This window comes from Streptomyces sp. NPDC005263, assembly GCF_042872365.1.
Lineage (GTDB): Bacteria > Actinomycetota > Actinomycetes > Streptomycetales > Streptomycetaceae > Streptomyces.
Genome location: NZ_JBIAKJ010000003.1, coordinates 311,587 through 337,930, shown reverse-complemented (window position 1 = coordinate 337,930; position 26,344 = coordinate 311,587). Strand labels below are relative to the sequence as shown.

Here is a 26,344-nt window from a genome sequence, read left to right as displayed (position 1 = left end):
GCGCGTCGCACCCGCCGCCGGATCCACGCGCGACGGCATCCACCCGTCTCCGTTCACACGCTCACCTCGCGGCACGCCCGGTAGAAGTCCGTCCAGCCGTCGCGTTCACGGACGACCGCCTCCAGGTACTCCTGCCAGACGACCCGGTCGGCCGCCGGATCACGGACGACCGCGCCGAGGATGCCCGCGGCGACATCACCCGCCCGCAGCACTCCGTCACCGAAGTGCGCCGCCAGCGCGAGGCCGTTGGTGACGACGGAGATCGCCTCCGCCGTCGACAGGGTGCCGCTGGGCGACTTCAGCTTGGTGCGGCCGTCGGACGTGAGGCCGTCCCGCAGTTCACGGAACACCGTCACGACGCGGCGGATCTCGTCGATGCCGTCGGGCGCGGCCGGCAGGTCGAGGGAGCGGCCGATCTGGTCGACGCGCCGCGAGACGATGTCGACCTCGGCCTCGACGCTCTCGGGCAGCGGCAGCACGACCGTGTTGAACCGGCGGCGCAGGGCGCTGGACAGCTCGTTGACCCCACGGTCACGGTCGTTGGCGGTCGCGATCAGGTTGAAGCCGCCGACCGCCTGCACCTCCTGACCCAACTCCGGTATCGGCAGCGTCTTCTCCGACAGGATCGTGATCAGCGTGTCCTGTACGTCGGCCGGGATACGGGTCAGTTCCTCGACGCGGGCCGTCATCCCCTCGGCCATCGCCCGCATGACGGGGCTGGGGACCAGGGCGTCACGGCTGGGGCCGTGCGCGAGCAGCTGCGCGTAGTTCCAGCCGTAGCGGATGGCCTCCTCCGGGGTCCCGGCCGTGCCCTGCACCAGCAGGGTGGAGTCGCCGCTGACCGCTGCGGCGAGGTGCTCGGACACCCAGGTCTTGGCGGTGCCGGGCACGCCGAGCAGGAGCAGGGCGCGATCGGTCGCCAGGGTGGTGACGACGACCTCGACGAGGCGGCGCGGTCCGACGTACTTCGGCGTGATCACGGTGCCGTCGGGGAGAGTGCCGCCGAGGAGGTAGGTGGCGACGGCCCACGGCGACAGCTTCCAGCGGGCGGGGCGCGGGCGGTCGTCCTGCGCGGCGAGCGCGGCGAGTTCATCGGCGAAGGCGTCCTCGGCGTGCGGACGCAACGCCTCGGTCGGTTCCTGCTCACGCACGTGGGCGGACGTCGGTTCTGCAGACACAGTCATGGCTGAGTCCCCCTCCAGCTCGGCCGGTTCGGATCTGGTGTCCACCGTGCACCACGCCACTGACAATGCGATCTGACCTGCACAAACGCGCTCGCCGGGCCGATTGTCAGTGGTGGGATCTACCTTCGATGACATGACTCAGCAGGGGGTGCGCTGGAGTGCGGACCAGGTGCTGTCACTGGCGCCTGACGCCGCATCACGCAAAGCGGGCAGCAAACTCGGCGCGGCCGGACCGTGGTCCGAGGCGGGCAGTTGTGGGGAGGGGACGGTGTGGGGGCTGTGCAAGGGCAGTGGCAGCAAGCCGTATCAGACGGTCGTGGACATCGCGGACGCGTCCGGACCGGCGTACAAGTGCAGTTGTCCGAGCCGCAAGTTCCCGTGCAAGCACGCGCTCGGGCTGCTGCTGCTCTGGTCGGGCGGGGCCGACGCGGTGCCGGCCGGACAGCCGCCGGAGTGGGCCGGGGAGTGGTTGGAGGGGCGCAGGAAACGCGCGGCGGAGAAGCAGGCGGCGGCCACCGGTTCCGCGTCCGGCTCCGGTGATCCCGAGGCGGCGCGACGCCGGGCGGAGCGCCGGGCCGAGCGGATCACCGCGGGTGCGACGGAGTTGGAGCAACGGCTGGTGGACCTGTTGCGCGGCGGCCTGGCGGGCGCGGAGCAGGCGGGGTACGGGCAGTGGGAGGAGACGGCGGCCCGGATGGTCGACGCCCAGGCCTCCGGTCTCGCCGCGCGGGTAAGGGAGTTGGGGACGATCCCGTCGTCAGGGCCGGGATGGCCGGTGCGTCTGCTGGAGGAATGTGCCCTCCTCCACCTCCTCGACCAGGGGTGGCTGCTTCGGGAGCGGCTGCCCGACGGCTTGGCGACGACGGTCCGGTCCCGGGTCGGCCTGCCCGCTTCGGCGGACGGCCCGCCGTTGCGCGACAGGTGGCTGGTCCTCGCCCAGTACGACACGGCGGACGCCCGGCTGACGACCCGTCGCATCTGGTTGTACGGCGCCACGTCCGGCCGTACGGCGCTGCTCCTCTCCTATGGTGCCGCGGGCCGCGCGCCGGAGCTCGCGCTGCCGATGGGGCTGGCGTTGGACGCCGAGGTGTCGGCGTATCCGGGTGCCGGACAACCACGGGCCGCCCTGGGCGAGCAGTTCGCCCCGCCCGCTCCCACGGCGACCCGCCCGCCCGGGGTGACACCGGAGCAGGCTGCCGCGCGCTACGGCGAGGCCCTGAGGGACGACCCGTGGCTGGACTCCGTACCGGTGACCCTGGACCGGGTCGTGCCGGCCCGGGACGGCGACTCCTGGCAGCTCGCGGACGCGGACGGGAAGACGGCGCTGCCGCTGACGTCCACCGCGCGGGCCCGTCCGGGCCTGTGGCGGCTGGTCTCCCTGTCCGGTGGCGCTCCGGTCACGGTCTTCGGCGAGTTCGGCCACCGCGGCTTCACCCCGCTCACGGCCTGGCCGGAGGCCGGCGAGGCGGTGTCCCTGTGCTGACCCGACCGCTGTCCCGCCCGGGACTCCGCCTCGTCCCCCGCGTGCCCCGATCCTCCCGGCATGACTCCCGGCTCACCGGACACCCGCATCAGGTGACCCTTCAACCGCTCCCGGCATCCCAGTGAGTGGAACGGAAAGGAACACATGACCAGGACTTCCGCTCCTGTGGACGCGCCCGCCCCGGGCCTCTGGGAGGAGCTCGTCACGGCGGCCCTGCTCGGGACGGAGCGGCGCACCCCGCCGGGCTGCCCGCCCGGCCGGGACGCACCGCTCGCCCTGCTGGACGCGGCGGCCGAGGAGACCGTACGGCGACGGGCCGGCCTGCGGCCGGGGCGGGCGGCCGGCCTGCCGGAACCGGTGGCCGAGGACCCGCGTCCCCCGCTGCCGCCCGCGGCGGCCCGCAGACTGGCGCTGCTGCTGGCCGACCGCCCCGGCACGGGCGGTGGTGGCCGTCGGGGTACGGCACCTGACCTGATGGAGTTGCTGCCGCAGTGGCTCGCTACCGCCAACGCCCGCGGTTTCGCCGCTCCGCCCGAGCAGGTGCCGGCCCTGCTGGACGCGGCTCGGGGGCGGACGGATCTGCGGCCGTCGGCGCTGACGTTCGCGGGACCCCGCGCGGTGTGGCTCGCCCGGCTGAACCCGGACTGGCGGTTCGCCCTGCGGGCGACCCCCGGCGGCGGTACGACGCTGCCGCATCCCGAGGACACCGAGAAGACCCGACAGCTGTGGCAGGAGGGACTGTTCGCCGAGCGGGTCGCCCTGCTCTCCGCGATCCGTGCCCGTGAGCCGGCCGCCGCACGCGAACTGCTCGCGACGACCTGGGCGACGGAACGGGCCGAGGACCGGCTGATGTTCCTCGACTCCCTGCGCACCGGTCTGGCGGCGGACGACGAGTCGTTCCTGGAGCAGGCGCTCACCGACCGCAGCCGCAACGTACGGGCGACGGCCGCGGAGTTGTTGTCGGCACTGCCCGGTTCGGCCCTCGCCGCGCGGATGGCGGTGCGGGCCGGGGCCTGCGTGGCCGTCGACCACACCGGGGACACACCGACCCTTTCGGTCGAGGCGCCGCACGAGTGCGACGCGAGCATGGAGTGCGACGGTGTCGTACCCAAGCCCCCCACGGGGCGGGGGGAACGGTCCTGGTGGTTGGGCCAGCTGGTGGAGGCGACACCCCTCGGAACCTGGCCGGGGCGGCTCGGGGGCCGTACGCCCCAGGAGATCGTCACGCTCCCGGTGGCGGACGACTGGCAGGGCGAACTGCACGCGGCGTGGTGCCGGGCGGCGGTGCGGCAACGGGACGCCGGATGGGCGCGGGCCCTGCTCGGGGCGCCCGCGGCACCCGAGGCCGGCGGCCCCGGGGCGGTGTCCCTGGCCGAGCGGGCCAAGCTGCTCGGCACGCTGGGCGTCGGTGAACGGGCCGACTGGGTGGCCGGGTTCATCTCGGCCCACGGGCTGTCCGAGGCATTCCAGCTGCTCGGTGTGTGCGCGGTGCCGTGGGCCGCGCCGCTCGGCCGAGCCGTGGTCGACGCGCTCAACATCGCACGGGACGCGGGGAGTTACCCATGGAGTTTCAGCGGAGTGATGGGGCTGGCGGAACGCTGCCTCGACCCCTTCGAGGCGAGCCGCCTCGACGGGCTGCTGGCGGTGCCGGACGAGACGGAGGACACGAGCCCGGGGGCCGGTGGGTACTGGGCGGAGGCGTTCCAGCGCCTGGTCACGACCTTGCGGCTGCGGGCGGCGATGCAGGAGGAACTGGGGGTGGTGCGCCCCCTCACCACGTCCGGCGCTTGAGGACCGGACCGGTCGGACCGGACGGGGAGCGCGGAGACGAAACACCTGGGGACCGCCGGCCCCACCCAGGCACGGGCGACGCTCGTGAGAGCCACCGCCCCTGCCCAGGCACAGCCGAGCCCCGTGAGAGCCACCACCCCTGTCCACCGGCACGCGCCGACGGACGCCCCCTAGGCCTCCGCCGACTCCTGCACGTTCGCACGCACCCAGTCCACGATCGACGCCGTCGTCGCGCCCGGGGTGAAGATCTCCGCGACGCCCTTCTCCTTCAGCGGAGCGATGTCCGCCTCGGGGATGATCCCGCCGCCGAAGACCAGGATGTCCTGCGCGTCCCGCTCCTCGAGCAGATCGATCACCGCGGCGAAGAGCGTGTTGTGGGCCCCGGACAGGATGGACAGCCCGATGGCGTCGGCGTCCTCCTGGATCGCGGTGTCGACGATCTGCTCGGGCGTCTGGTGGAGCCCGGTGTAGATGACCTCCATACCGGCGTCGCGCAGCGCCCGAGCGATCACCTTCGCCCCGCGATCATGGCCGTCGAGCCCCGGCTTGGCCACCACCACGCGGATCGGACCGGCTGCCACACCCATCACTGCCTCCATGAAGCGACTCCATCGATCCCTACCGATTCATCCATCCATACCGACAAGTACCGCACCAGCCGGGAAAGTGAACGAACGTTATCGCCGGTATCCCGTCGCCGACAGTTTCGCGAAGGGTTCCGAAGGGAAAAATACAAGGTGGGACACGTTCGGGAGCCGCAACGAGGTCGCCTCACCGCCGCGCCGCGGACCGCGCGCCGCGGCGGTGAGGCGCATCGACGAGGATGCGAAGGGCACGCAGGGCAGGTAAGGCACGACACCCGGGAGCCTCGCCGCCACACCGGCAGGGAGCCTCACCAGGCCGTCGGCCCGACCCGCCCCGCTCGCGCCCCGTCGACGACCTCCGCCGCGTCTCCCCTCAAGGGCACACGGGGGACGGAGCAGTCCTCCCGCGCGCCGACAGGAGGTCGGCCATGAAGGTCACGAGGGCAGCACTACCCCTGCTTCCGCTCCAGCGGCTGCTCCCGAGCAGACTGGCGGCCCTCTCGCTGACCTTGCTGAAGGCGACAGCCCTGGAGATCGCGATCCTCGCGGGCCACCTCCTGCTCTACCCCTCCGGCATCACACAGGAGCGCCGCGTCCCCGCGCCCCCCGTTCCCGCCCCGGGGGAGGGCGCGCCCCAGCTGCCCAGGCAGGCCAAGCCACCGGTCGTGCTGCTGCACGGCTTCATCGACAACCGCTCGGTGTTCGTCCTGCTGCGCCGCAGCCTCGCCCAGCACGGCAGGCAGCAGATCGAGTCGCTGAACTACTCACCGCTGACCTGCGACATACGTACCGCGGCGACACTGCTCGGGCGGCACATAGAGGAGATCTGCGAGCGCACGGGCAGCCGACAGGTCGATGTCGTCGGGCACAGCCTGGGCGGACTGATCGCGCGCTACTACGTACAACGACTCGGCGGTGACACCCGGGTGCGCACCCTCGTGACGCTCGGCACCCCGCACTCCGGCACCCGGGTGGCGCCGCTGGCGAACGCGCACCCGATCGTGCGACAGATGCGCCCCGGATCGGAGCTGCTCGAAGAGCTGAGCAAGCCCTCCCCCGGCTGCCGGACACACTTCGTCAGCTTCTGGAGCGACCTGGACCATCTGATGGACCCGCTGGAGACCGCCTGCGTCGACCACCCCGATCTGACCGTGGACAACGTCCGGGTGACCGGGATCGGGCATCTCGCCCTGCCCGTGCACCCCGCCGTCGCGGCCGGGATACGGCGGGTTCTGGACGCGGCACGCCCGGGCGAGGAGACCGCCGCGCGCGCCGGCGGACTGACGGTCGCGTAACCCGGCGCACGACAACGACCACGACTGCCCCCAGTCGCCCCGCACGGCGAAAATCAGCCGTCCGACCGCATCCCAACGCCGGCCCGACCGCACCTCAACGTCGAACGCCCTTCGAACACAAGGCCAAACTCGCGTCCGCAGTCCCCCGAAACACGGCCGATTGCCCGTTTCCTGCGCGCGCAAAACCTGCCGAAGATTGTCGTGCCCGCATACCGCCGGGTACAGTCGCCGCACTGCTCTGGCAGCCCCTGTTGTCGAGGCGAAAGAGAAGTTGGTGAACGACCGTCACCCGTCGGGGATCACAACCACCCCGGCTCCGGCTTCCGACGCCGCCTCCACGCACCACCCGTCCTACGGCGCCCAGGAAGCCCAGTACGGCGACTTCACCACCTACGGCGGCTATGACGCCACAGGTTTTGACACCACTGGTTTTGACACCACTGGTTTCGACGCGACCGGCACTGGCGCCAACGCTTTCGACGCCACCGGTTTCGACGCCACCGGTTTCGACGCCGGCGCCCACGCCACGACGACCTTCGCGTCCGACCCCCTCTTCGGCAGCCTTCCCGGCGACGGCAGCGGCTCGTACGACTCGTCGGCCTGGACCACGGGCGGTCACCAGACCCTGAACTACGACATATACGCGGCGCAGCACCACGCCTCCTACGACACCGGCGCGTACGACACCACCGGCTGGACCGGCGAGCACCAGCAGCTCTCCGCGATTCCGACGCAGACCACCGGTCCCGACACCAGCGGCCAGTGGGACGCGAACGCCTGGCTCCAGCCCGACCAGTCCGCCGGCCCGGCCAACCAGACCCAGCAGTGGGAATGGGGCACACAGGCCTTCGACACCGGGGCGTACGACGCCACGCAGTGGAACTCCGACGGCCCGCACACCGCGACCGGCGCCGAGGAGTACGCACCGCAGGGCGAGTCCTTCGACCAGCAGGCGACGGCGACCTTCGAGCAGGTCACGTACGGTGAACAGGCCCCTGTCGACGACGAGTTCACCGACTCCGGTGATCTGCCTGGCGGTTCGGAGATGTCGCCCGCGCCCGACGCCCTTCACTCACCTCACGCCGCTGATTCCGCTGATTCCCCTCACGTCTCTCTCCTCGACGACCAGGAAGAGGCCACCCCGGCCCCGTCGTCCCGCGCCGCCTCTCGCGGCGGGTCGCGGTCCCGCCGCCGGATGCCCGCCAAGCGCTCCGCGCTGCTGACGGTGGCCGTGCCCTCGGCGTGCGTGATGGGTGTCGCCGGGATCGCCGCCGCCTCCGTCGGCACACTGACCGGCGGCGACCAGGAGGCGTCGGCGTCCGCGTCGGACGTCACCGCCGTCAAGCCGGCCGCCGCGAACAACAAGCTGGACACCCAGCTGCGGACCCTCTCCGCCGAGGCGGACGACTTCAGTGACCGGGTCAGCCGCACGCAGGAACGTATCGACCTCAAGGCCCAGCAGGCGGCGGAGAAGAAGCAGGCGGCCGCGGAGGCGGCCCGCAAGGAGCGGCTGCGCCCCAAGTACGCGCTGCCGGTCGCCCAGCACGGGCTCAGCGCCTACTTCGGCCAGTCCGGAATCAACTGGATGTCCGTGCACACCGGCATCGACTTCCCCGTCTCCTACGGCACGACGGTGATGGCCGCGACCGACGGCACCGTGCGGACGCAGTGGAACAGCGCGTACGGCAACATGTTGATCCTGACGGCGAAGGACGGCACGGAGACGTGGTACTGCCACCTCTCCAGCTACCGGGTCTCGTCCGGTACGACCGTGAAGGCCGGCGACCCGATCGCGTACTCGGGCAACTCCGGCAACTCGACCGGCCCGCACCTGCACTTCGAGGTCCGGCCCGGTGGCGGCGCGGCGGTCGACCCCCTGCCGTGGCTGCGCAGCCACGGAATCAACCCGACGTAGGCGCCCCCGACGTAGCGCCGCGGTAGCACCACCACTCCCCTGTGCCCGGTGAGCCCCAGCCTCCGACCGTTGGATCGGGTGCTGGGGCTCACGGCATGAGAGCTACAGCTTCTCCACCGGCGCATACCGCAGCAGCAGTCGCTTCGGCTTCTCCTCACCGAAGTCGACCGTCGCCTCGGCGTTGCTGCCGGTGCCCTTGACCGCCACGACCGTTCCGAGGCCGAACTGGTCGTGGGTGACCCGGTCCCCGACCGCCAGCGTCACCACCGGCTTCTCCGAGCTCCGGCGGGTGGCGAAGCCGGACGCCCCGGACGCCGACGAGCGGGAGCGGGACGACGACAGCGAGGCCGCCACCGCGGACACCGGGCCGGAGGACGCCGGTGCCGTGGCACCGGTCCGCTTCCAGTCGACGTGCTGCGGCGGGATCTCCTCCAGGAAACGGGAGGGCGGGTTGTACGACGGCTGGCCCCACGCGCTCCGCAGCGACGACCGGGTCAGATACAGCCGTTCCCGCGCGCGGGTGATGCCGACGTACGCCAGGCGGCGCTCCTCCTCCAGCTCCTTGGTCTGGCCGAGGGCGCGCATGTGCGGGAAGACGCCGTCCTCCATGCCGGTCAGGAACACGACGGGGAACTCGAGGCCCTTGGCGGTGTGCAGGGTCATCAGGGTGATGACTCCGGAGCCGTCCTCTTCCTCGTCGGGGATCTGGTCGGAGTCGGCGACCAGGGCCACCCGCTCCAGGAAGTCGGAGAGCGAACCGGACGCCTCCCCCTGCGCGGTCTCCTGCTCGAACTCCAGGGCCACGGCGGCGAGTTCCTGGAGGTTCTCGATCCGGGTCTCGTCCTGCGGGTCGGTGGAGGCCTGCAACTCGGCGAGGTAGCCGGTGCGTTCGAGCACCGCCTCCAGGACGGTCGCCGGACCCGCTCCGGAGTCGACGACGGTACGGAGGTCCTCCATCAGCGTGTTGAACCGCTTCACGGCGTTGGTGGAGCGCGCCGCCATGCCGTAGGCCTCGTCGACCCGCTTCAGCGCCTGCGGGAAGCTGATCTTCTCCCGCTGGGACAGGGCGTCGATCATCGCCTCGGCACGCTCGCCGATGCCGCGCTTGGGCACGTTCAGGACCCGGCGCAGCGGCACCGAGTCCTCCGGGTTGGCGAGGACCCGCAGGTAGGCCAGGACGTCCCGGACCTCCTTGCGCTCGTAGAAGCGGACACCGCCGACGACCTTGTAGGGCAGGCCGACCCGGATGAAGATCTCCTCGAAGACACGGGACTGGGCGTTGGTCCGGTAGAAGACGGCGACGTCGCCGGCCTTCGCGTCGCCCGCGTCCGTGAGGCGGTCTATCTCGTCGGCGACGAACTGGGCCTCGTCGTGCTCGGTGTCGGCGACATAGCCGGTGATGCGGGCGCCGGCGCCGGCGTTGGTCCAGAGGTTCTTGGGACGGCGGGACTCGTTGCGCTCGATGACCGCGTTGGCGGCGGTGAGGATCGTCTGCGTCGAGCGGTAGTTCTGCTCCAGCAGGATCGTCGTCGCGTCCGGGTAGTCCTCCTCGAACTGGAGGATGTTGCGGATGGTCGCGCCGCGGAACGCGTAGATCGACTGGTCGGCGTCACCCACCACGCACAGTTCGGCGGGCTGGAGGTCGTACTCGCTGGGCGGTACGTCCACCGGGTGCTCAAAGGTGCCGACGAGCTCCCGGACCAGGGAGTACTGGGCGTGGTTGGTGTCCTGGTACTCGTCGACGAGGACGTGCCGGAAGCGGCGGCGGTAGTGCTCGGCGACGTCCGGGAAGGCGCGCAGCAGGTTGACCGTCGTCATGATCAGGTCGTCGAAGTCGAGGGCGTTCGCCTCACGCAGCCGCGACTGGTACATGGCGTAGGCCTGGGCGAGGGTCTTCTCGAAGCCGTCGGCGGCCTGGGCGGCGAAGTCCTCCTCGTCGATCAGCTCGTTCTTCAGGTTCGAGATCTTGGCGCTGAAGGACTTCGGCGGGTAGCGCTTGGGGTCGAGGTCCAGGTCGCGGCAGACCAGGGCCATCAGACGCTTGGAGTCGGCGGCGTCGTAGATCGAGAACGAGGACGTGAAGCCCAGCTTCTTCGACTCCCGGCGCAGGATGCGGACGCACGCGCTGTGGAAGGTCATCACCCACATCGCGTTCGCGCGCGGGCCGACGAGCTGCTCGACGCGCTCCTTCATCTCGCCGGCGGCCTTGTTGGTGAAGGTGATCGCGAGGATCTGGCCCGGGTGCACGTTCCGCTGGCCGAGCAGGTAGGCGATGCGGTGCGTGAGCACACGGGTCTTGCCCGAGCCGGCGCCGGCCACGATGAGCAGCGGGGCGCCCGCGTGCACGACGGCCTCGCGCTGGTTCTCGTTCAGCCCCTCCAGGAGCGCGGCCGGGTCCACCGCCGGACGCGGGGCGCCGTCGCGGTAGTGGGTGTCCCGGTCCGGCGGCACGTCGAACTTCCCGCCGAACAGATCGTCCGGAACGGACTCCGCTACGTGGTCGTCCTCGGGCGGCGGCGGGGGGCCCTCCTCGTGCCCGCGAGGGGCCTGGAGGTGCGCCAGGAAGCTGTCATCAAAGAGGCTGCTCATCGCACTCCGAGTCTAGGACCCCCCACTGACAGCCCGCCGCCACCCCGAGAACATCGCGGGAATCCGGCGGCGGGCGCGGACGCCGAGGATCGTCCCGGGTCGGCCGCCCGGCGCCCTCCACCTGCGGGACCGTCCCGGCCACCCCGGGGGACCGCCCCGCCCCACCCTGTGGGACCGCGCCGTCACGGTCCGCGATCAATCAGGGAGAGAGGCGGGAAATACGCATAAGTCATCACACATCATTCAGATCATTCAGATCGCGCAGATCACTGCAGATCGATGCAGATCTCTCCGAATCCATCACAAACGGCGACGTCCTGACTGAAGGTCACGAAAATGTATCGGGCATATCGAACATCAACCTTCACAGCGGCCACACCAGTTGGCTACCGTGCCGGACAGGCCGTACGACCCCCACCGGCGAACCCCGCCGGGCCGCGCGGCCTCCGCCGAATCCGCAGCGCCGCCGCGCGACCGGAACCGGGGACCCACCGAACTTGGGGTGAATCGGCCCGACTCCCTCTGGGACAAGGCCGTAGGGCAACCCTTCCGCATCTCCCGCCCGAACCCGACAGCTAACTCGGTAGGCGGAACGTGGAAGGAGTCGCCTCCCTTGGCGTCGCACCGCAAGTCGCGTCCCCCGGGTACGCGCGTAGCAGGCATACGGACCCCCGCCCTCGCCACGGCGGCCCTCACCTCCGTCGCCCTGCTGTCCCAGTCGGCGCAGGCCGCGCCCGTCGACGACAAACCCAGCCTCGAAGAGGTCGAACAGAAGGTCGACGACCTGTACCGCCAGGCGGAGTCGGCGACCGACACCTACAACGCGGCCAAGGAGAAGACCGGCAAGCAGCGCAAACGCGTCGACACCCTCCTCGAAGACGTCGCCCAGCGCACGCAGAAGCTCAACGAGGCACGGGAGGAGCTGGGTTCCTTCGCCTCCGCCCAGTACCGCACCGGCGCCTCCGCACCCGACACCGCGACCTTCCTGCTCGCGGACTCCCCGCAGGACTACTTCGACCAGACCCAGCTGATGAGCCGGCTGACCACGCGCGAGAAGGGCGCGGTCGACGACTACGTCACCGAGCAGTCCGCGACGATGAAGAAGCGCCGGGAGGCCACGGAGAGCCTCCAGGAGCTCACCCAGTCGCAGGGCGACCTGAAGACGGCCAAGTCGACCGTCCAGAAGAAGCTCGCCGACGCGCGCACCCTGCTGTCGCGGCTGACCGCCGAGGAGAAGGCGCGGCTCGCCGCGATCGAGGAGAAGAAACAGCAGGAGGCGGAGCGCAAGGCCGCCGAGCTGGCGCAGCAGCAGGCCGCCGCGGAGCAGAAGGCCCGGGAGGCGGCGGCCCAGCAGCAGGACAGTGGCTCCTCGACGGGCTCCACGTCGTCGGGGTCCACCTCGACGGGCTCCACGTCCCTGTCCGACGCCACGTACGCCACCAAGGCCGAGAAGGCGCTCGCCTTCGCCCGCGCCCAGATCGGCAAGCCGTACGTCTGGGGCGCCACCGGCCCCGGCTCCTACGACTGCTCCGGCCTCACCCAGGCCGCCTGGAAGGCCGCCGGGGTCAGCCTCCCGCGCACCACCTACGACCAGGTCAACGCGGGCACCACAGTCTCCCTCTCCGCCGCCCAACCCGGTGACCTGGTGTTCTTCTACGACGACATCAGCCACGTCGGCATGTACATCGGCAACGGCATGATGATCCACGCCCCGAAGCCGGGCGCGTACGTCCGCGAGGAGTCGATCTACTACGACGGCGAGTCGGCGATCTACAGCGTGGTACGACCGGCCTGACCCCCCTCGCCAAGGGCCACCCCGCCGAGCCCCACCCGGCCGCGGGGTGGCCCTCCGTGTGCTGCGCCCGCGCGTTTTCCCCGCGCCCGCGTGCGCGCCCCGCTCGCGACGCGCGTCGCGCTTCCTAGCATCGCCCCCATGGCCGGCCCCTCCCCCAGCGCCTCCTCCAGCCCCTCACCCTCTTCCTCTCCTCGCTCCCCTCGCGCCCTCCTGCGCGCCTGGTGGACGCGGCGCTCCCCGGCGGCGGGAGCCGCTGTGATGGCGACCGGCGTCCTGTCGGTCGGACTGCACCTGGCGGAATACGAGGTGCTGTCCCAAGTCACCCTGGCGTCGGCCTGCGTCGGCTGGCTGGGACTGGCCGCGCACTTCGCCGTGGGGCTGCTGCGGGAGCGGACCGGCTGGGTGGCGGAGGCCGGGACGCCGGGCGCGCTGACCTCGGTCGCGGCCACCACGGTGCTCGGCACCCGGTTCTCGGCCCTCGGTCGGCAGTCCCTCGCCGAGGCGCTACTGGCGCTGGCGGCGCTGCTGTGGCCGGTGCTGCTCGTCCTCGTCGTACGACACTGGCGGCGGCGGATGCCCGGGGCGGTGTTGCTGAGCTGCGTGGCCACGCAGGGGCTCGCGGTGCTCGGCGCTACGCTCGCCGCGGCGGGGACGGCGGCCTGGCTCGCGCACACCGCGCTCGTGCTGTTCTGGCTGGGGCTGGTCGTGTACGCCATCGCCCTGGCCCACTTCGACCTGCGGCAGGTGGTCGAAGGCCCGGGCGACCAGTGGGTCGCGGGCGGGGCGCTCGCCATCTCGGCTCTCGCCGGGGCGACGCTGCTGGCCGCCGACAGTGCCCGGCTGAACCTGTGGAACGACGACGACAGCGGTGTCCTGCGTGCGGTCACGGTCGCCCTGCTCGTGCTCGACCTGGCCTGGTACGCCGTGCTGCTCGTGGCGGAGGTGGGGTGGCCGCGACCGCGCTACGACGTGCGGCGCTGGGCGACCGTGTTCCCGATGGGTATGACCGCGGCGGCGGCACTGTCCGTCGCCACTTCTTCCGCCGCCGACGTCCCGGCGTTCGAGACGCCGGGAGAGGTGCTGCTGTGGATCGCGGTCGCCGTCTGGGCCGTCGTCGCGGCGGGCGCGGTCCGCTCGGCCTACGCCGCCGACCGCCCGGCGATCACGTCCACAGCACCGCGATGAAGATGTTCGCCGTGGTCAGCGCGCCCACCAGGCCGAACATGCTCTTGTCCACCCGCTCGTCGTCCCGCTTCACATAGACCAGCCCGAGGATCACGATCAGCAGGGCCAGCTTCACGCCGATCTTGATGTTGTTGACGTGCTGATCGTCGGCCTGGTTGAGGCCGACCAGGATCGCGCCGGTGACCAGCATCGTGAGGGCGCCGTGCAGCATCGCCGGGACGAAGCGGGCGGTGCCTTGGCCCATCGCCTTCATCTGGGTGAGGAAGCCGCCGAGCAGCGAGGCGATGCCGATGATGTGCAGGCCGACGAAGAGATGGATGAGTATGTCCATGAGGCTGGAGCCTAATCGCGGCCTTGTGGACCATCGGCACTGCCATGGGCGCCATGCATTTGATCACGGTCGCCGGCCGCGGGTCTCCCTCCCTCCTCCGCCGATTCTCCCGTCGTCAGTCCGCGAGCGCGGTGTCGACGATCGCCGTGATGTGCGCGAGGTCGGAGCCACTCCCCGTCGGGTTCAGGGAGTACACCACGCGGTGGCTGAGGTCCCTGGTCGCGAAGAACCCGTTGTCCCAGCCGGGGCGGGAGCCCGTCTTGCCCCATGCGTACTCGCCGTTCGGGAGCTGGTGACGCATCAGCCCGCCGATGCTGAAGCAGGCCGCCGGGCCGGAGCAGCTCGTGTTGGTGGCGCTGCCCCTCACCTTCGGCACGTCGAACACCAGCTTCTGCTGGGCTGGCGGAAGCAGGCGGCCCCGGAACAGCGCCGTCAGGAAGCGGTCCGCGAAGGGATCGTCGGGTCGTCGGCAGCGTGCAGGCTGGTGTGGCGCAGACGCAGCGGCCGGATGATCCGTCGCTCCAGTTCGCGCGCGAACGGCCGGCCGGTGACTTCCTCGACGATCAGACCGAGGACGAAGGAGTTGAGGCCGTTGTACTGCTGCTCCGAACCGGGAGCCGGCGCCGTGCCTGTGGCCTCGGCGAACGAGGCGCGGAGGAATTCCTGAGGCGTCACCGACTTCAGCCACCATCCCTGCCCGTCGGCGGGGCCGGGGGTCGCGGCGGGCTTGGGCAGGCCGCTCGTGTGGTCGAGGAGCTGGCGTACGGTGACGCGGTCGTAGGTGTCGGGCATCAGCCCGGGGACATACCGTCGCGCCGGTTGATCGCACTCCTGGGCCGCCCCCTGAGGCCCGACCTGATGGACCGGATCTTGCATATATGCGGCCATAGCAGCTGGATGCTCCCCTCGGCTGCCGATTTCCCTCATCGGTCATCGCTCTGCGTGAAGTAGACGGCGCCTACGGCGGATTGCGGTCACATACGGTCACCAGAAGGTCTGCTCGCGGCACTTCCGTACTTCCCGTTACCACCCCGTCACGCTCAGGTTTAGCGTCCTTCACCAGGTGACCGGCTCCCCACCGCCGCCCGGGCCAGGGGCGGCAGTCGGCCACCACCGCCGAGAAGGTCCGGCGGCGGCCCGCTTCCCCTGTGCGGGGTGCCGCCGGACGCGTCATCCGCCCCCGGGCGGCCGTACGTCCGCTCCGCTTGGCGTTCGTACGGATGAGGCGGTCGTACGAAAGGACGTGCAGTCCAGTTGGCAGCGCACCGCAAGCCCCGGCACCGTTCGATCGGCGGCACCACGGCCCGCACGGCGGCGACGATCGCCCTCGCGGGCGCGGCGACGGCGACGGGTTTCGACGGGACCGGACACGCCGAGCCCCAGCTGACGCCCGCGCAGGTCAAGGCGAAGGTGGACAAGCTGTACCAGGAGGCGGAGGTCGCGACCGAGAAGTACAACGGAGCCAAGGAGAAGGCGGACAGCGCGGAGCAGCGCCTCTCGACGCTGCGGGACGAGGCGGCGCGCCGGACGGAGAAGCTGAACTCGGCGCGGGAGTCGCTGGGTTCGATGGCCAGGGCGCAGTACCGCGACGGCGGCCTGGATCCCGCGCTGCAGCTCGCGCTGTCCGACGATCCCGACCAGTACCTCGACGGGGCGGAGTTCGTCGAGCGGGCCGGCAGCCGACAGGCCACCTCCGTCGCCACCGTCCGCGGACAGCTTCGGGAGATCGAACAGTTACGCGGGGCCGCGCACATCGAGCTGACCTCGCTGAAGTCCCGGCAGGCGGAGCTGAAGCGGCACAAGGAGACGATCAACGGGAAGCTGAGCACGGCCCGACGGCTGCTGTCCACGCTGCCCGCCGAGGAACGAGCCCGGTACGGGGAGGGCGGCGGATCCCGCGCCACACGGTCCGCCGGCACCGTGCGGGCCCACCTTCCGGCGACCGGGACGGCCACCTCCGAGGCACCCAACTCTCGTGCCGCGGCCGCCGTCTCCTTCGCCTACTCCAAGCTGGGCAGCCCCTACGTCTGGGGCGCGACCGGCCCGGCCGCCTTCGACTGCTCCGGCCTCATCCTCGCCGCGTACCGCTCCGCGGGCGTCTCCCTGCCCCGCACGACCTACGCCCAGATCGGCGCCGGCCAACGCGTCTCCCGCTCCGAACTCCTCCCCGGCGACCTGGTGTTCTTCTACTCCGGCATCAGCCACGTCGGCCTCTACGTCGGCAACGGCCAGATGATCCACGCCCCGAACCCGTCGGCACCGGTACGCCTGGCCCCGATCGACCAGATGCCGTTCGCGGGGGCTACGCGGGTGGGGTGAGGGGGCGTGACGTGCGGCGAGGTCTCGGCGCCCGAAGCACGGGGCTCTGGCGTCGAGGACCTGTCGTCTGCCCCTCTTCGTACCCAAGGTGCTCGTGCTCTGACGTCTCCAGCAAGACGAGTGGCCCATTGAGGCCCGAATGTGCTCCGGTTTCAGGTACTCCCGGGCCGCAACAAGCTTCCCTCCCGCCCCGCACACCTGGTCAGCGACCTGCACCGTCCCCGAGCCCCGGCAGGCCGCACCGGGCGACGAATCCGGCCGGGGCCTGACGCTGGTCGCCGCATTGGCGGACGCCTGGGGCACAGAACTCCGTGAGGGCGGGATCGGCAAGACGGTCTGGTTCGAACTCGCCTGCTGAAAACGCCCTGCCCGCTCAGTCGGTGAGCACCTTCGTCAACGTTCCTCTGATCAGACGCAGTTTGGCGAGCTGACGCTGCCGTACTTGCCTCTGTTCGTGCAGCGCTTCGGCCTGCCGGCTCAGGCTCCGCTGGTCGGTCATGCTCGGTAGCTCTATCTCCACGTCGAGCAGCCGGGTCGCGTTGAGGACCGTCGGTCCCACGGCCGAGTACCGTGCCACTCCGTTGATCCGGCGCTGGACCTGGGGCAGCCTCAGCCATGCGGCCAGGTAATGAGGGGAGAGCCGAGTGGCACGGGGCTTGAGACAGAGGACCTGAGAACCGTGTGTCGCGCGAGGCAATTGCCCTTGCCAGACGGCGACCCGCAGCGTCTCCCCCGCGGTGTCGGTGCTCAGAAGAACATCCCCCGGTTGCAGCAATGGCACTGCCTCGGCGGCGGAGTCGGGTCCGAGTCTGCGGAGCCGGGACAGGTCGAGCCCGTCATCGGTGAGGTTGCCCCCGCCGATGACAGGTATCCCGTCCGCCGTCTCGTCGGCACGCGACCAGCCACCAGCGCGCACGGAGACGACCGCGTCGCCCAGCGGACAGCGCTTCACACCGTGCATCTCTGCCGCACCGGGCGCCAACACCGCGAGCGGCGCGATCAGTTCGTCGAACTCCAGCTTGGCCAAGGCCGCCTCGGTGAACTTCTCCGCATCGATCAGGTCATGGACAACAGCCCTGATCTGCTGTCGTCCCTCCTCACTGCGGGCGCTGTCCACCGTGAGGTTCCAGGCGCGACTCTGGGACCAGGGGTTGTTCTGGGCCACGCCTTCCGAGGTCCCGTACAGCTGGTTCTCGATCTCGCGGAAGGAGAGCCCGTACTTCTCCTGCCACCTCTCATAACACCTGACGAGCTCGCGGCGTCTCAGTCTGACGAGCTCCTCCAGTCTGTTCGCCATCCCGGCCCTCAGGATGCGGAGGACAACGCTCCGCGCTCCGGCCGCCGCGGTCAACGCGCGGTGTGCACGCTCAAGGCGCGGAGGACGCGCCTGATCCGCCGCATGCGGTGGCCCGCCCATGGCCGTGGCACGCTGCGATTTTCCCTTCGTGGGCAAGGGCCAGAAATCGTCTTCCAATGCCGTGACGGCTTTCCTCGCCGCAGCCCGCCGTCGGTTCAGCTCCCGCATCTCGGCCGGGCCGAGGGCCGCCTTGACCAACTCGGGGTCGATCTCGCCGTCCTCGTCGCCCTCCTCAGAGGTCCCTGCCTCCGCCACGGCCCTCGCTGCCGTCAGTGCGGCCTCCGTCTCCCGCGCCGCCTTCACCTCACGGGCCAACTCGCCGTACGCGCGCTCGGCTACGGCCAGCTCCTCCAGAAAATCAGGGGCGAGAGCGGCCACCACCTTGTGGTCGTACGCCTGACGACGACGCTCCGCGGCCGTACCGGCACGAGCCCCGCCCTCCGCCCACAGCTCCGGCGCACCGGGGGTGAGCATCGTCTGCACCTCAACGACCCAGCCGTCCACCACACCTTCGAATCCGTTGATCGAAAGCACTTCTAGATCGTTTTTGACGTCGCGCCACCAGTCAGAGACCGCGCCCGCCAGTACGTGACGCTCCAGTAGCCCATCCATGTGCAGTCGGTGTTCGAAATTCTCGATCAAGCCGACGCGCAGTTCCGCCAGTTGCGTCTCGCGCTCACGCTCCGAACGACGGTCGGTCCCACTCGGCCCAAGCGCCTCGATCCGGTCCACTTCGGACCGCCAGAACTCCTCGAACGCGGCCCACAACCTCTGCTCCTGACCGCTCGCCAGTTCCGCCAGCCGCGCGGCGTCAGGCCTCTCGTCCTCGGGCAGGAAGTCGACATATGCAGGGTCGTGCTCACGCACCGCGAACAGGTCCCGCACCTCGATGCCGTACGCGTCGAGCAGTGGCCTCCGGACCTCGATTTCAGCGACCGGAACGCCACCCACCAGGTGCGCCCGAACATCCTGTGGCTCGGAGGGCGGGGAGCTGTCGACGTATCTGCCCATGTCGAGGTTGAAAGCGCTGTCCTTGAGCTCCTCGCCCGACACGACACGTGCGAATCCGTCGATGTTTTTGAAGTCCTGGAAGGCGGAGACGATCCTCTCGACATGTTCGGGCAGCAGTACGTTCTGCGCACGCCCCGCCTGGAACTCGCGGTCCGCGTTGATGAACAGCACTTTGCCGCGCCGCTCCGGGGCCTTCTGCCCGGGCGCCCGCAGCACCATCACACAGGCCGGGATCCCGGTCCCGTAGAACAGGTTGGGCGCAAGGCCTATGACTGCTTCGATCAGATCGTGCCGCAGCAGTTCCGCGCGAATGTCTTTCTCTCCGCCCCCACGAAACAGCACGCCGTGCGGCATGACCGTGAAGACCGAGCCACCACGTTGTCGCACCATGTCCAGCATGTGCTGGAGGAACATCAGGTCGGCCTTGCCCCGCTCGGAGGTCTGGCCGTACGGCATGCGTGCGTACAGGTCCGGAATCTCGGCCCGCTGGTAGTCCATGGAGAACGGCGGGTTGCTGAGCACCAGGTCGAAGTCCCGCTCCTCGTGGCGGGGGTCGGTGAGGGTATCGCCGGTCTTCAGGGAGAAGGATCTGGCACCGTGGAAGAGCATGTTCATGGTGGCCATGCCCCAGGAGCCACTGTTGGCGTCCTGACCGGCCAGGAACAGTTCGCCCGAGTCGCCCCCGTGCTCATCGACGTATTCCATCGCCTGGACGAGCATTCCGCCGGTGCCCACGCAGGGGTCGTAGACGCGCATCCCGCCCTGCGGTCGGGCCAGCTCGACCATCAGGCGGACGACTGACCTCGGAGTGTAGAACTCGCCGCCCCTGCTGCCGGCAGAGTCCGCGAAAGCCTTGATCAGGTACTCGTACGCGGCACCGATCAGACCCGGGAACGCCAGGTCCGCGTCGCGCAGCCGGACCCTGCCGAAATGGTCGATGAGCGCGACCAACCTCTTGTCGGCCAGGGCGAGCGCGGCACCTCTCGTGCCGAAACGACCGAAATTCACAGAGAACAGGAGACCTCTGAGGTCACCACTGGCGTGCTGGTGCTCAAGCGCGTCCAGGGCCGGCTGAAGATATTGGGCAGCCACGTTGTCCACGGCTCCGGCCAGCCGCTTCCAACGGGCCTCCGCCGGGACGAAGACAACACCGCGAGAGCGGTAGTTCTCGTACCGCTCCGCCTGCTCCTCCGCTTCCTCCCTGGTGTCACCTGCCGCGAGCCGGTCCTTGACGATGACTTCACGAGCGGCCTCGAACTCGTCGTTGGCCCGCTTGAGAAAGAGGAACGCAAGGATGATTTCGCGGTACTCTGCGGAATCCATCGTGCCCCGCAGAATGTCCGCCGCAGCGAACAGATGGCGTTCCAGCTGCGCGAGCGTGAGCTTGGCCATGATGTACGACACACCCCCCTGAACTGACTACTCAGTAGTCGACCACATTCAGACCGTCCTCGATCAGACGCCATACGTCGGTATATGGGTCCCATCGGGTCTGGTCCGGCCCTGTGTGCGTCGCGTTGATCTTCTGCGCGTACTGGCGGGCCTTCTGGTAATTCCCCTCCAGCTGGCCCGGCTTGACCCGTTTGGCATCCTCCGCGGAAACCGCCCGAGTATGGGTTCCGTACGACCCGGCAAAGCCGGCCTGCTGCTTGAGGCGGCTCGCGGCGCCGCCGCAGACACCGCCGAAGGTGCTCGTGTAGTTCTGGTAGTGCAGCAGACGCCACAGCTCGAAACACGGGTGCGAGTACGCCACACGCACTCCCGCCTTCTTGGCCCGTGCGAAAGCCGTGGGAATGTCGCGGTGCTGATCCCTGTCGAAGAGACACCACACCTGTGGCCAGTTCCAGTCCTCGGACTTCAACCCGGCTCTTCTCGCCGCCTTCTCGGCCTCGGCCAGTTTGCCGATGGCGTCTTCCACCAGAGGCAGCGGCTTGCGGCGGCTGGACGAGACTGCGGCGTTCTCGATGTAGTGACTCACGTGGTGGTCCGCCCGTGCACGGGTTCCGTGCGCCATCACATGCTCGATGAACTCCGGCTCGGTGACCTCGCCCTCCGTGAAGATGTAGACCTCACGTGGCCTGTCCCCCAACCGCGGCTTCTTGCTCCGGCCGACACTGTCCCGCCCCTTGACCCTCGCCATCAGGAACGCTCTGCCTCCCCTGCCAGTGCTGTCAGTACTCTGCGGCCGATCTGCCCTTGGGTCACCCGCGGAACGGCGCCGAAGGCGCCCGCGAGATACGAGTCGCTCAGATCCTCCTCGGGCCCGGGGTCGGCATCGCTGAGTGGATAGAGATCCGTGGCCCCGCTGTCGTCCTTCTCCGTCAGCCAGATCTGTCCAGGTTCGAGGGGACGCCCGCCTCTGGGACTCTTGAGAAGCGACGGGTCATGAGAGGTGAAGACGAGCTGCGCCCCCTTGGTGTTGACCCAGGGGGCCTGGAAGAGCCGCACGACTTCGGCCGCGAAACGCGGGTGGAGACTGGCGTCAAGTTCGTCGATGAGCAGGACGGCGCCCTTGTCCAGGGCGAGCAGAAGGGGCCCGATCAGCGCGAACCACGAACGGGTACCGAATGATTCATGGTGCCAGTCGAAGGCGACGGGCTCACCCGAGTCGCTTCCGTGGAGCAATCGCACCCGGGGACTGTGCCCCGCCCGCTGCTCAACTTCCACACCCCGAATACCCAGATCAGCGACGCGGAGCAGTTCCTCAATACGGTCGCGGACATTCTCTTTGAGTAGTTCCCGGGCGGTGTACGCTTCACGCTGCGACCGCTCGGTCTCCGGCGTGACGTCCCAGAGGTTTTGGTTGAACCACTCGTAGATTCTGGTGAGTTGAGGGTGGTTGTCGTTGGCCGCCCTGCTCAGCAGGAGCGCGTTCGGGCGGGTGCTGCGGGCGAGCAGTGCACGGTCCTGGATACGGTCGCCCGGGAACTCGAAGGCGTTCTCCCGCGTGGCGTCCCGGTCGAGCCACACCTGACGGCGCCCTTTGGGATACGCGTGGAGCCACTCGGACTCCACTCTCTTCGAGCCGAGTTCGAATCCGTAAGTCCATCGAACCCCGTCATCCAGAACGAAATCGGCTTCGTAGAACGTGCTCTCGGCCACCGACTTGGGATCGAGAGCGAACTCGTCGCGAGGAATTCCCTGGTACGAAGTCCACTGTGCGTACGACCCGAGAACCGCTTCCTTCATCTTCTTGAGCGCGACGATGACGTTCGACTTGCCGGAGGCGTTCGCCCCGAAAATGCCGAGCACCGGATAGACCTGGAGCGACTTCCCGTCGGACAGGGTGAGCACGCGTGCCGCGTCCGACTCCTCGCCCTGGGGCACGACGAAGGACAGCTCCTGCTCGTCGCGCAGCGACCGCACATTCGCCACACGGAATCTCAGCAGCACGCTGTCCTCCTCTCGTCGCGCACAGGGTATCCGCGTGATCGCGCACCCGCCCGCAGGACGGTCACACCGGTCCCGGTCGCCGCCGGGTCACACCAGCCGCCGCGCCGTAGCCCACCGCGTCAGCTCGTGCCGGTTGGACAGCTGGAGCTTCCTGAGGACCGCCGAGACGTGGGACTCGACGGTCTTGACGGAGATGAAGAGCTGCTTGGCGATCTCCTTGTAGGCGTAGCCGCGGGCGATCAGGCGCAGGACCTCGCGTTCGCGCTGGGTGAGGCGGTCGAGGTCCTCGTCGACGGGCGGGGCGTCGGTGGAGGCGAAGGCGTCGAGGACGAAGCCGGCCAGCCGTGGGGAGAAGACCGCGTCGCCCTCCTGGACGCGGAAGACGGAGTTGACCAGGTCCGTGCCGGTGATCGTCTTGGTGACGTATCCCCGGGCGCCGCCGCGGATCACGCCGATCACGTCCTCCGCCGCGTCCGAGACGGACAGTGCCAGGAAGCGTACGGGCTGTTCGGCGTCGGCCATCAACGGGGCGCAGCGGCGCAGGACTTCGACGCCGCCGCCGCCCGGCAGGTGGACGTCGAGGAGGACCACCTCGGGGCGGGTCGCGGTGATGACCGTGACCGCCTGGTCGACGTCCGCGGCCTCGCCGACGACCTCGACGCCGGTCTCCTCGGTCCGGCCGATCTCGGCCTGGACGCCCGTCCGGAACATGCGGTGGTCGTCGACGAGGACCACACGCACGTGCCGCGCGTCCACGCCCGCGCCGGAGGCTGTCGTGGACGCGGCCGCCTCCGCCGCTCCCGCCGTGCCGTTCTCCTCGGTCGGGTCGCTCATGACGTCTCCGCCCTCTCCATCTCCAGCTCGACCTCCGTGCCGCCGTCCGGCACCGCGCGCAGTCGCGCCGTGCCCCCGTTGCGCTCCATGCGGCCGATGATCGATTCTCTGACGCCCATACGGTCGGCGGGTATCGAGTCGAGGTCGAAGCCGGGGCCGCGGTCGCGGACGGACACGAAGACCGTCTTTCCCTCGACTTCGGCGAAGACCTGGACGGCGCCGCCCTCGCCACCGTACTTCGCCGCGTTCACCATAGCCTCGCGCGCTGCCTGCATCTGTGCGCCGATCTTGTCGTCGAGGGGGCAGTCGGAGACGACCACGACCTCGATGGGGACGCCGTGCTTGTCCTCGACCTCCGCCGCGTTGCGCCGCACCGCGTCGGCGAGGGTGGTGGGCTCGTCGGCCTCGTCCTTGCCGGTGCCCTCGGGTTTGTAGAGCCAGGTGCGCAGGTCGCGCTCCTGGGCGCGGGCCAGGCGCCGCACCTCGCCCGCGTTCTCCGCGTTGCGCTGGATCAGGGTCAGGGTGTGCAGCACCGAGTCGTGGACGTGCGCGGCCACCTCGGCGCGTTCCTGGGCGCGGATGCGCATCAGGCGCTCCTCGGAGAGGTCCTGGGTCATGCGCACGAGGTACGGGCCGGCGAGGAGCGTGATCCCGACGAGGACCGCGAGGGCCGCCTGGAGGACCGAGCCGAGGTGGGCGGCGGAGCCCTGCAGGACGAAGATGCCGGAGACCCCGGCGGTGACGAGCAGGACACCTCCGCCCGCGCGCAGCAGGGTGAGCGTGCGCCGACGGCGGCCGACCTCCGCCCAGCGGGCCCGTCGGGCGTTGTCCGCCTGCCGCCAGACCAGGGCGACGCCCGCGCCGACCAGAACCATCGGCCACAGATACGCCTTCGCGCCGTTGCCGAGGTTCACGTTGCCCACGAAGACCATGGCCACGACGACCATGAGGAGCAGGGCCACGATCTGGCCCTTGTCCGGTCTGCGGGCGACCAGTCTGCGGCGGCCGTCCGAGAGGGTCTCGGTGGTGACGAGGGACGGCGGCTTCTGCCCTCCGACGCCGCCGACGCCGAGGGGTACGAAGAACCAGAACGCGGCGTACAGCAGGGCTCCGAGGCCGTCCGCCATGAACAGGCCGACGAAGACCAGCCGCACCCAGATCACGGGCAGCCCGAGGTGACCGGCGAGCCCCCGCGCCACGCCACCGAGCCAGCGTCCGTCACTGCTGCGGTAGAGCTTGCGCGGCGGCCGCGGTTCGACGAGGGGCGCTGCTGCGGCTTCCGGCATGGCAACGATCGTCACACGACGGGAGGCCCGGGGCATCAGGGTTGTCCCCCGAGACGCCCCTGATCTTCGACGGCTCCGCCTGTCGGGCCCGTCGAACGCCTCCCGGGCATCGGCTCAGGGGCGATATCAGGGTCCGGCCAGGGTCGTACCGACTGCCGCTGCGGGGGCTCGCCCGTCACCATGGACACATGACAGAGCACCAGCACGCCGCGGACGCCGTGCCCGACCAGGGCACCGCGTCCGACGCCGGTCCCGCGGCCGCCGCGGACCAGGCACCGCGCGCGCACGGGCAGGCGGGCGCGCCGACGGAGCGCGGTGCGGGTGGAGGGGCGGGTGCAGGGACGGGTGGAGGGACGGGCAGGGCTGATGGGGCGGGCCCGGCCGGGCCGCTCGCCGCCGATGGCACTCCCGTCGCCCCTGGCACTCCCGCCGCCCCCGGCGACCCCGTCGCCCCCGAGCTTCCCCGCAGGTTCCGGCGCGACCGTCGGCACAAGATGCTCGCCGGGGTCTGCTCCGGGCTCGGACGGCAGTGCGACATGGATCCGGTGATCTTCCGGATCACCCTCGCGGTGCTCTCCGCCACCGGCGGCATCGGCCTCCTCTTCTACGGCTTCGTGTGGCTCTTCGTCCCGTTCGACGACGAGGACGAGAACGAGGTCCGCAAGCTGCTCACCGGCCGCGTCGACGGCCAGGCACTGACGGCCGTACTGTTCGCGCTGGTCGGGTGCGGGGTGTTCCTGACGCTGCTGAACAACGGCAGTGTGCTGACCTTCGCCGTCATCGTCTCGCTGCTCCTCGCCGGTGCCGGCTACTGGTCACGGCACCGCGGCGCGCCCGACACGGACCCGCTGGCCGCGCAGGCCGTCGCCGACGCCCCGCCGGAGGCCCAGGCGCCGCCGGTGCCCGCCGCCTACCCGTCCTGGTGGCGGGACCCCATCGTCAAGGACGGCACCCATGTGGGCGGCACGGGCTATCTGTGGGGTCCGGGGGACTCCCACGACCGGGACATCGCCGCGGCCGTCAACATCAGCCTCGGCACCGCACGGGCCGACGGCCAGGACATCCGCACCCCGCCCACGCGATCGGCCGCACCGCGCGGTCGCCGCGGGATCGGCGGCTGGGTCTTCCTCTTCGCCCTCCTCGCGGCCGGACTCGGCACCGGGACGACCTGGGAGGAACAGCCGCTCGGCACGAGCCTGCAGACCGGTCTGGCCTGCGCGCTCGCCGTGCTCGGCGTCGGCATCGCGGTCAGCGCCTTCCGGGGGCGGACGGGCGCGGGGTCGGTCTTCGTGGCGATCGTCACGGCCGCCCTGCTGGCGGGCTCGGCCGCGCTGCCCAAGAACATCGGCACGCAGTGGATGCGCACAACGTGGCGTCCCGCCGCGGCGGCCGATCTACAGCGGAAGTACAACCTGGGGACCGGCGTCGGGACCCTGGATCTGACCCGGCTGCGGCTCGCCCAGGGACGGGCGACGGAGTCGGAGGTCGAGGTGGGGGTGGGCCGGGTGCGGGTGATCGTGCCGCCGGACATGACGGTGGTGCTGCACATCGACGTGGGAGTGGGTGACATCCAGTTGCCGGGCGACCAGCAGAAGGACGTGGACGTGGCGCCGGGCAAGTACAAGCAGCTGACCCTGAGACCGGCCCCCGGCGTCCGGAACACCGGCACGATCGACCTCGACCTCCAGGTGGGCGTGGGACAGGCGGAGGTGAGCCGTGCAGCGTCATGAGTTCCAGCCCGGGAGGCTGGTCGCCGGATCCTTCCTGACCCTCGCGGGCGTCATCTACGCGGGAGACGCCGGCGGCCTCTGGGACACGCCGTGGTTCGTCGTGATCCCGCTGGTGGGGGTCGGCCTCTTCCTGGCGGGCGCGGTCGGTTCCCTGACCCGGACCCTGCGCAGACGCCGGGGAGCGGGCCGTACCGAACCCGCCAGGACACCGACGGACACCCCGCACTGACCCACCCCACGGCTACGGCAACCAACGGCAACG

The 26,344-nt window shown here is 70.4% G+C and carries 21 protein-coding genes and 1 riboswitch; of the genes, 10 read left to right on the top strand and 11 right to left on the bottom strand.

Going from position 1 to position 26,344, the window contains the following annotated elements; all coding sequences use genetic code 11:
• Positions 1–53: 53 nt before the first annotated feature.
• Positions 54–1,184 carry an AAA family ATPase gene (locus tag ACFYRY_RS15160; RefSeq protein ID WP_389144510.1) on the bottom strand — a complete coding sequence of 377 codons (1,131 nt, stop codon included), beginning with the start codon at positions 1,182–1,184 and terminating at the stop codon, positions 54–56.
• 133 nt (positions 1,185–1,317) lie between these two features.
• Between ACFYRY_RS15160 and ACFYRY_RS15155 the strand changes: the two genes are divergently transcribed.
• Both ACFYRY_RS15155 and ACFYRY_RS15150 read left to right on the top strand, forming a co-directional pair.
• Positions 1,318–2,667: an SWIM zinc finger family protein gene (locus tag ACFYRY_RS15155; RefSeq protein WP_389144507.1), complete on the top strand. Its 1,350-nt coding sequence runs from the start codon at positions 1,318–1,320 to the stop codon at positions 2,665–2,667.
• 144 nt (positions 2,668–2,811) lie between these two features.
• Positions 2,812–4,458 carry a DUF5691 domain-containing protein gene (locus tag ACFYRY_RS15150; RefSeq protein ID WP_389144504.1) on the top strand — a complete coding sequence of 549 codons (1,647 nt, stop codon included), beginning with the start codon at positions 2,812–2,814 and terminating at the stop codon, positions 4,456–4,458.
• Between the two features lie 170 nt (positions 4,459–4,628).
• Here ACFYRY_RS15150 and ACFYRY_RS15145 read toward each other — a convergent pair whose 3' ends face one another.
• Complete coding sequence (locus ACFYRY_RS15145; RefSeq protein ID WP_356768466.1) at positions 4,629–5,045, bottom strand: cobalamin B12-binding domain-containing protein; 417 nt, start codon at positions 5,043–5,045, stop codon at positions 4,629–4,631.
• A 425-nt stretch (positions 5,046–5,470) separates the two neighbouring features.
• On the opposite strand from ACFYRY_RS15145, the gene ACFYRY_RS15140 reads away from it, so the two are divergent.
• Together ACFYRY_RS15140 and ACFYRY_RS15135 are read left to right on the top strand one after the other, a co-directional pair.
• Entirely contained in the window at positions 5,471–6,337 is an 867-nt protein-coding gene (locus ACFYRY_RS15140) for a lipase family alpha/beta hydrolase (RefSeq protein ID WP_389144501.1), read from the top strand.
• Between the two features lie 274 nt (positions 6,338–6,611).
• Positions 6,612–8,252: a peptidoglycan DD-metalloendopeptidase family protein gene (locus tag ACFYRY_RS15135; protein WP_389144498.1), complete on the top strand. Its 1,641-nt coding sequence runs from the start codon at positions 6,612–6,614 to the stop codon at positions 8,250–8,252.
• Between the two features lie 102 nt (positions 8,253–8,354).
• On the opposite strand, the gene pcrA is transcribed toward ACFYRY_RS15135, so the two are convergent.
• The gene (pcrA, locus tag ACFYRY_RS15130; RefSeq protein WP_389144495.1) at positions 8,355–10,841 is read right to left on the bottom strand and encodes a DNA helicase PcrA; all 2,487 of its coding nucleotides are present in this window, start codon (positions 10,839–10,841) and stop codon (positions 8,355–8,357) included.
• Between the two features lie 437 nt (positions 10,842–11,278).
• Positions 11,279–11,447: riboswitch (cyclic di-AMP (ydaO/yuaA leader) on the top strand.
• A 7-nt stretch (positions 11,448–11,454) separates the two neighbouring features.
• On the opposite strand from pcrA, the gene ACFYRY_RS15125 reads away from it, so the two are divergent.
• Positions 11,455–12,636, top strand: coding sequence for an NlpC/P60 family protein (locus tag ACFYRY_RS15125; RefSeq protein ID WP_389144492.1), 1,182 nt, complete (start codon positions 11,455–11,457; stop codon positions 12,634–12,636).
• 138 nt (positions 12,637–12,774) lie between these two features.
• Positions 12,775–13,821 carry a tellurite resistance/C4-dicarboxylate transporter family protein gene (locus ACFYRY_RS15120; protein ID WP_389144489.1) on the top strand — a complete coding sequence of 349 codons (1,047 nt, stop codon included), beginning with the start codon at positions 12,775–12,777 and terminating at the stop codon, positions 13,819–13,821.
• Here the strand turns inward: ACFYRY_RS15120 and ACFYRY_RS15115 are convergent.
• The 3 genes from ACFYRY_RS15115 to ACFYRY_RS15105 all read right to left on the bottom strand — a co-directional run bounded on the left by ACFYRY_RS15115 (position 13,799) and on the right by ACFYRY_RS15105 (position 14,944).
• Positions 13,799–14,152 carry a hypothetical protein gene (locus tag ACFYRY_RS15115; protein ID WP_389144486.1) on the bottom strand — a complete coding sequence of 118 codons (354 nt, stop codon included), beginning with the start codon at positions 14,150–14,152 and terminating at the stop codon, positions 13,799–13,801. The genes ACFYRY_RS15120 and ACFYRY_RS15115 overlap by 23 nt on opposite strands.
• Before the next feature lie 115 nt (positions 14,153–14,267).
• Positions 14,268–14,528 carry a hypothetical protein gene (locus tag ACFYRY_RS15110; RefSeq protein WP_389144483.1) on the bottom strand — a complete coding sequence of 87 codons (261 nt, stop codon included), beginning with the start codon at positions 14,526–14,528 and terminating at the stop codon, positions 14,268–14,270.
• Positions 14,529–14,584: 56 nt separating this feature from the next.
• A complete protein-coding gene (locus tag ACFYRY_RS15105; RefSeq protein ID WP_389144480.1) occupies positions 14,585–14,944 on the bottom strand; it encodes a serine hydrolase in 360 nt (119 codons plus the stop codon).
• 462 nt (positions 14,945–15,406) lie between these two features.
• On the opposite strand from ACFYRY_RS15105, the gene ACFYRY_RS15100 reads away from it, so the two are divergent.
• Together ACFYRY_RS15100 and ACFYRY_RS15095 are read left to right on the top strand one after the other, a co-directional pair.
• The gene (locus ACFYRY_RS15100) at positions 15,407–16,471 is read left to right on the top strand and encodes an NlpC/P60 family protein (RefSeq protein ID WP_389144477.1); all 1,065 of its coding nucleotides are present in this window, start codon (positions 15,407–15,409) and stop codon (positions 16,469–16,471) included.
• Between the two features lie 139 nt (positions 16,472–16,610).
• On the top strand, positions 16,611–16,829 hold the full coding sequence (locus ACFYRY_RS15095) for an ATP-binding protein (RefSeq protein WP_389144474.1): 219 nt from the start codon (positions 16,611–16,613) through the stop codon (positions 16,827–16,829).
• 15 nt (positions 16,830–16,844) lie between these two features.
• On the opposite strand, the gene ACFYRY_RS15090 is transcribed toward ACFYRY_RS15095, so the two are convergent.
• The 5 genes from ACFYRY_RS15090 to ACFYRY_RS15070 all read right to left on the bottom strand — a co-directional run bounded on the left by ACFYRY_RS15090 (position 16,845) and on the right by ACFYRY_RS15070 (position 24,352).
• Positions 16,845–20,231: an N-6 DNA methylase gene (locus ACFYRY_RS15090; RefSeq protein WP_389144470.1), complete on the bottom strand. Its 3,387-nt coding sequence runs from the start codon at positions 20,229–20,231 to the stop codon at positions 16,845–16,847.
• A gap of 31 nt (positions 20,232–20,262) precedes the next feature.
• Positions 20,263–20,979 (bottom strand): RloB family protein, encoded by a 717-nt coding sequence (locus ACFYRY_RS15085; RefSeq protein ID WP_389144468.1) that lies wholly within the window; start codon positions 20,977–20,979, stop codon positions 20,263–20,265.
• Positions 20,979–22,232 carry an ATP/GTP-binding protein gene (locus ACFYRY_RS15080; RefSeq protein ID WP_389144465.1) on the bottom strand — a complete coding sequence of 418 codons (1,254 nt, stop codon included), beginning with the start codon at positions 22,230–22,232 and terminating at the stop codon, positions 20,979–20,981. The genes ACFYRY_RS15085 and ACFYRY_RS15080 overlap by 1 nt, the downstream gene beginning before the upstream one ends.
• Before the next feature lie 87 nt (positions 22,233–22,319).
• Positions 22,320–23,066 (bottom strand): LuxR C-terminal-related transcriptional regulator, encoded by a 747-nt coding sequence (locus tag ACFYRY_RS15075; RefSeq protein ID WP_389144462.1) that lies wholly within the window; start codon positions 23,064–23,066, stop codon positions 22,320–22,322.
• Positions 23,063–24,352 carry a PspC domain-containing protein gene (locus ACFYRY_RS15070; RefSeq protein WP_389144459.1) on the bottom strand — a complete coding sequence of 430 codons (1,290 nt, stop codon included), beginning with the start codon at positions 24,350–24,352 and terminating at the stop codon, positions 23,063–23,065. The genes ACFYRY_RS15075 and ACFYRY_RS15070 overlap by 4 nt, the downstream gene beginning before the upstream one ends.
• Before the next feature lie 188 nt (positions 24,353–24,540).
• Between ACFYRY_RS15070 and ACFYRY_RS15065 the strand changes: the two genes are divergently transcribed.
• Together ACFYRY_RS15065 and ACFYRY_RS15060 are read left to right on the top strand one after the other, a co-directional pair.
• Positions 24,541–26,082: a PspC domain-containing protein gene (locus ACFYRY_RS15065; RefSeq protein WP_389144456.1), complete on the top strand. Its 1,542-nt coding sequence runs from the start codon at positions 24,541–24,543 to the stop codon at positions 26,080–26,082.
• Positions 26,069–26,311, top strand: a complete 243-nt coding sequence (locus ACFYRY_RS15060) for a hypothetical protein (protein ID WP_389144453.1) — start codon at positions 26,069–26,071, stop codon at positions 26,309–26,311. Before ACFYRY_RS15065 ends, ACFYRY_RS15060 begins: the two co-directional genes overlap by 14 nt.
• The last annotated feature ends 33 nt before the right edge of the window (positions 26,312–26,344 follow it).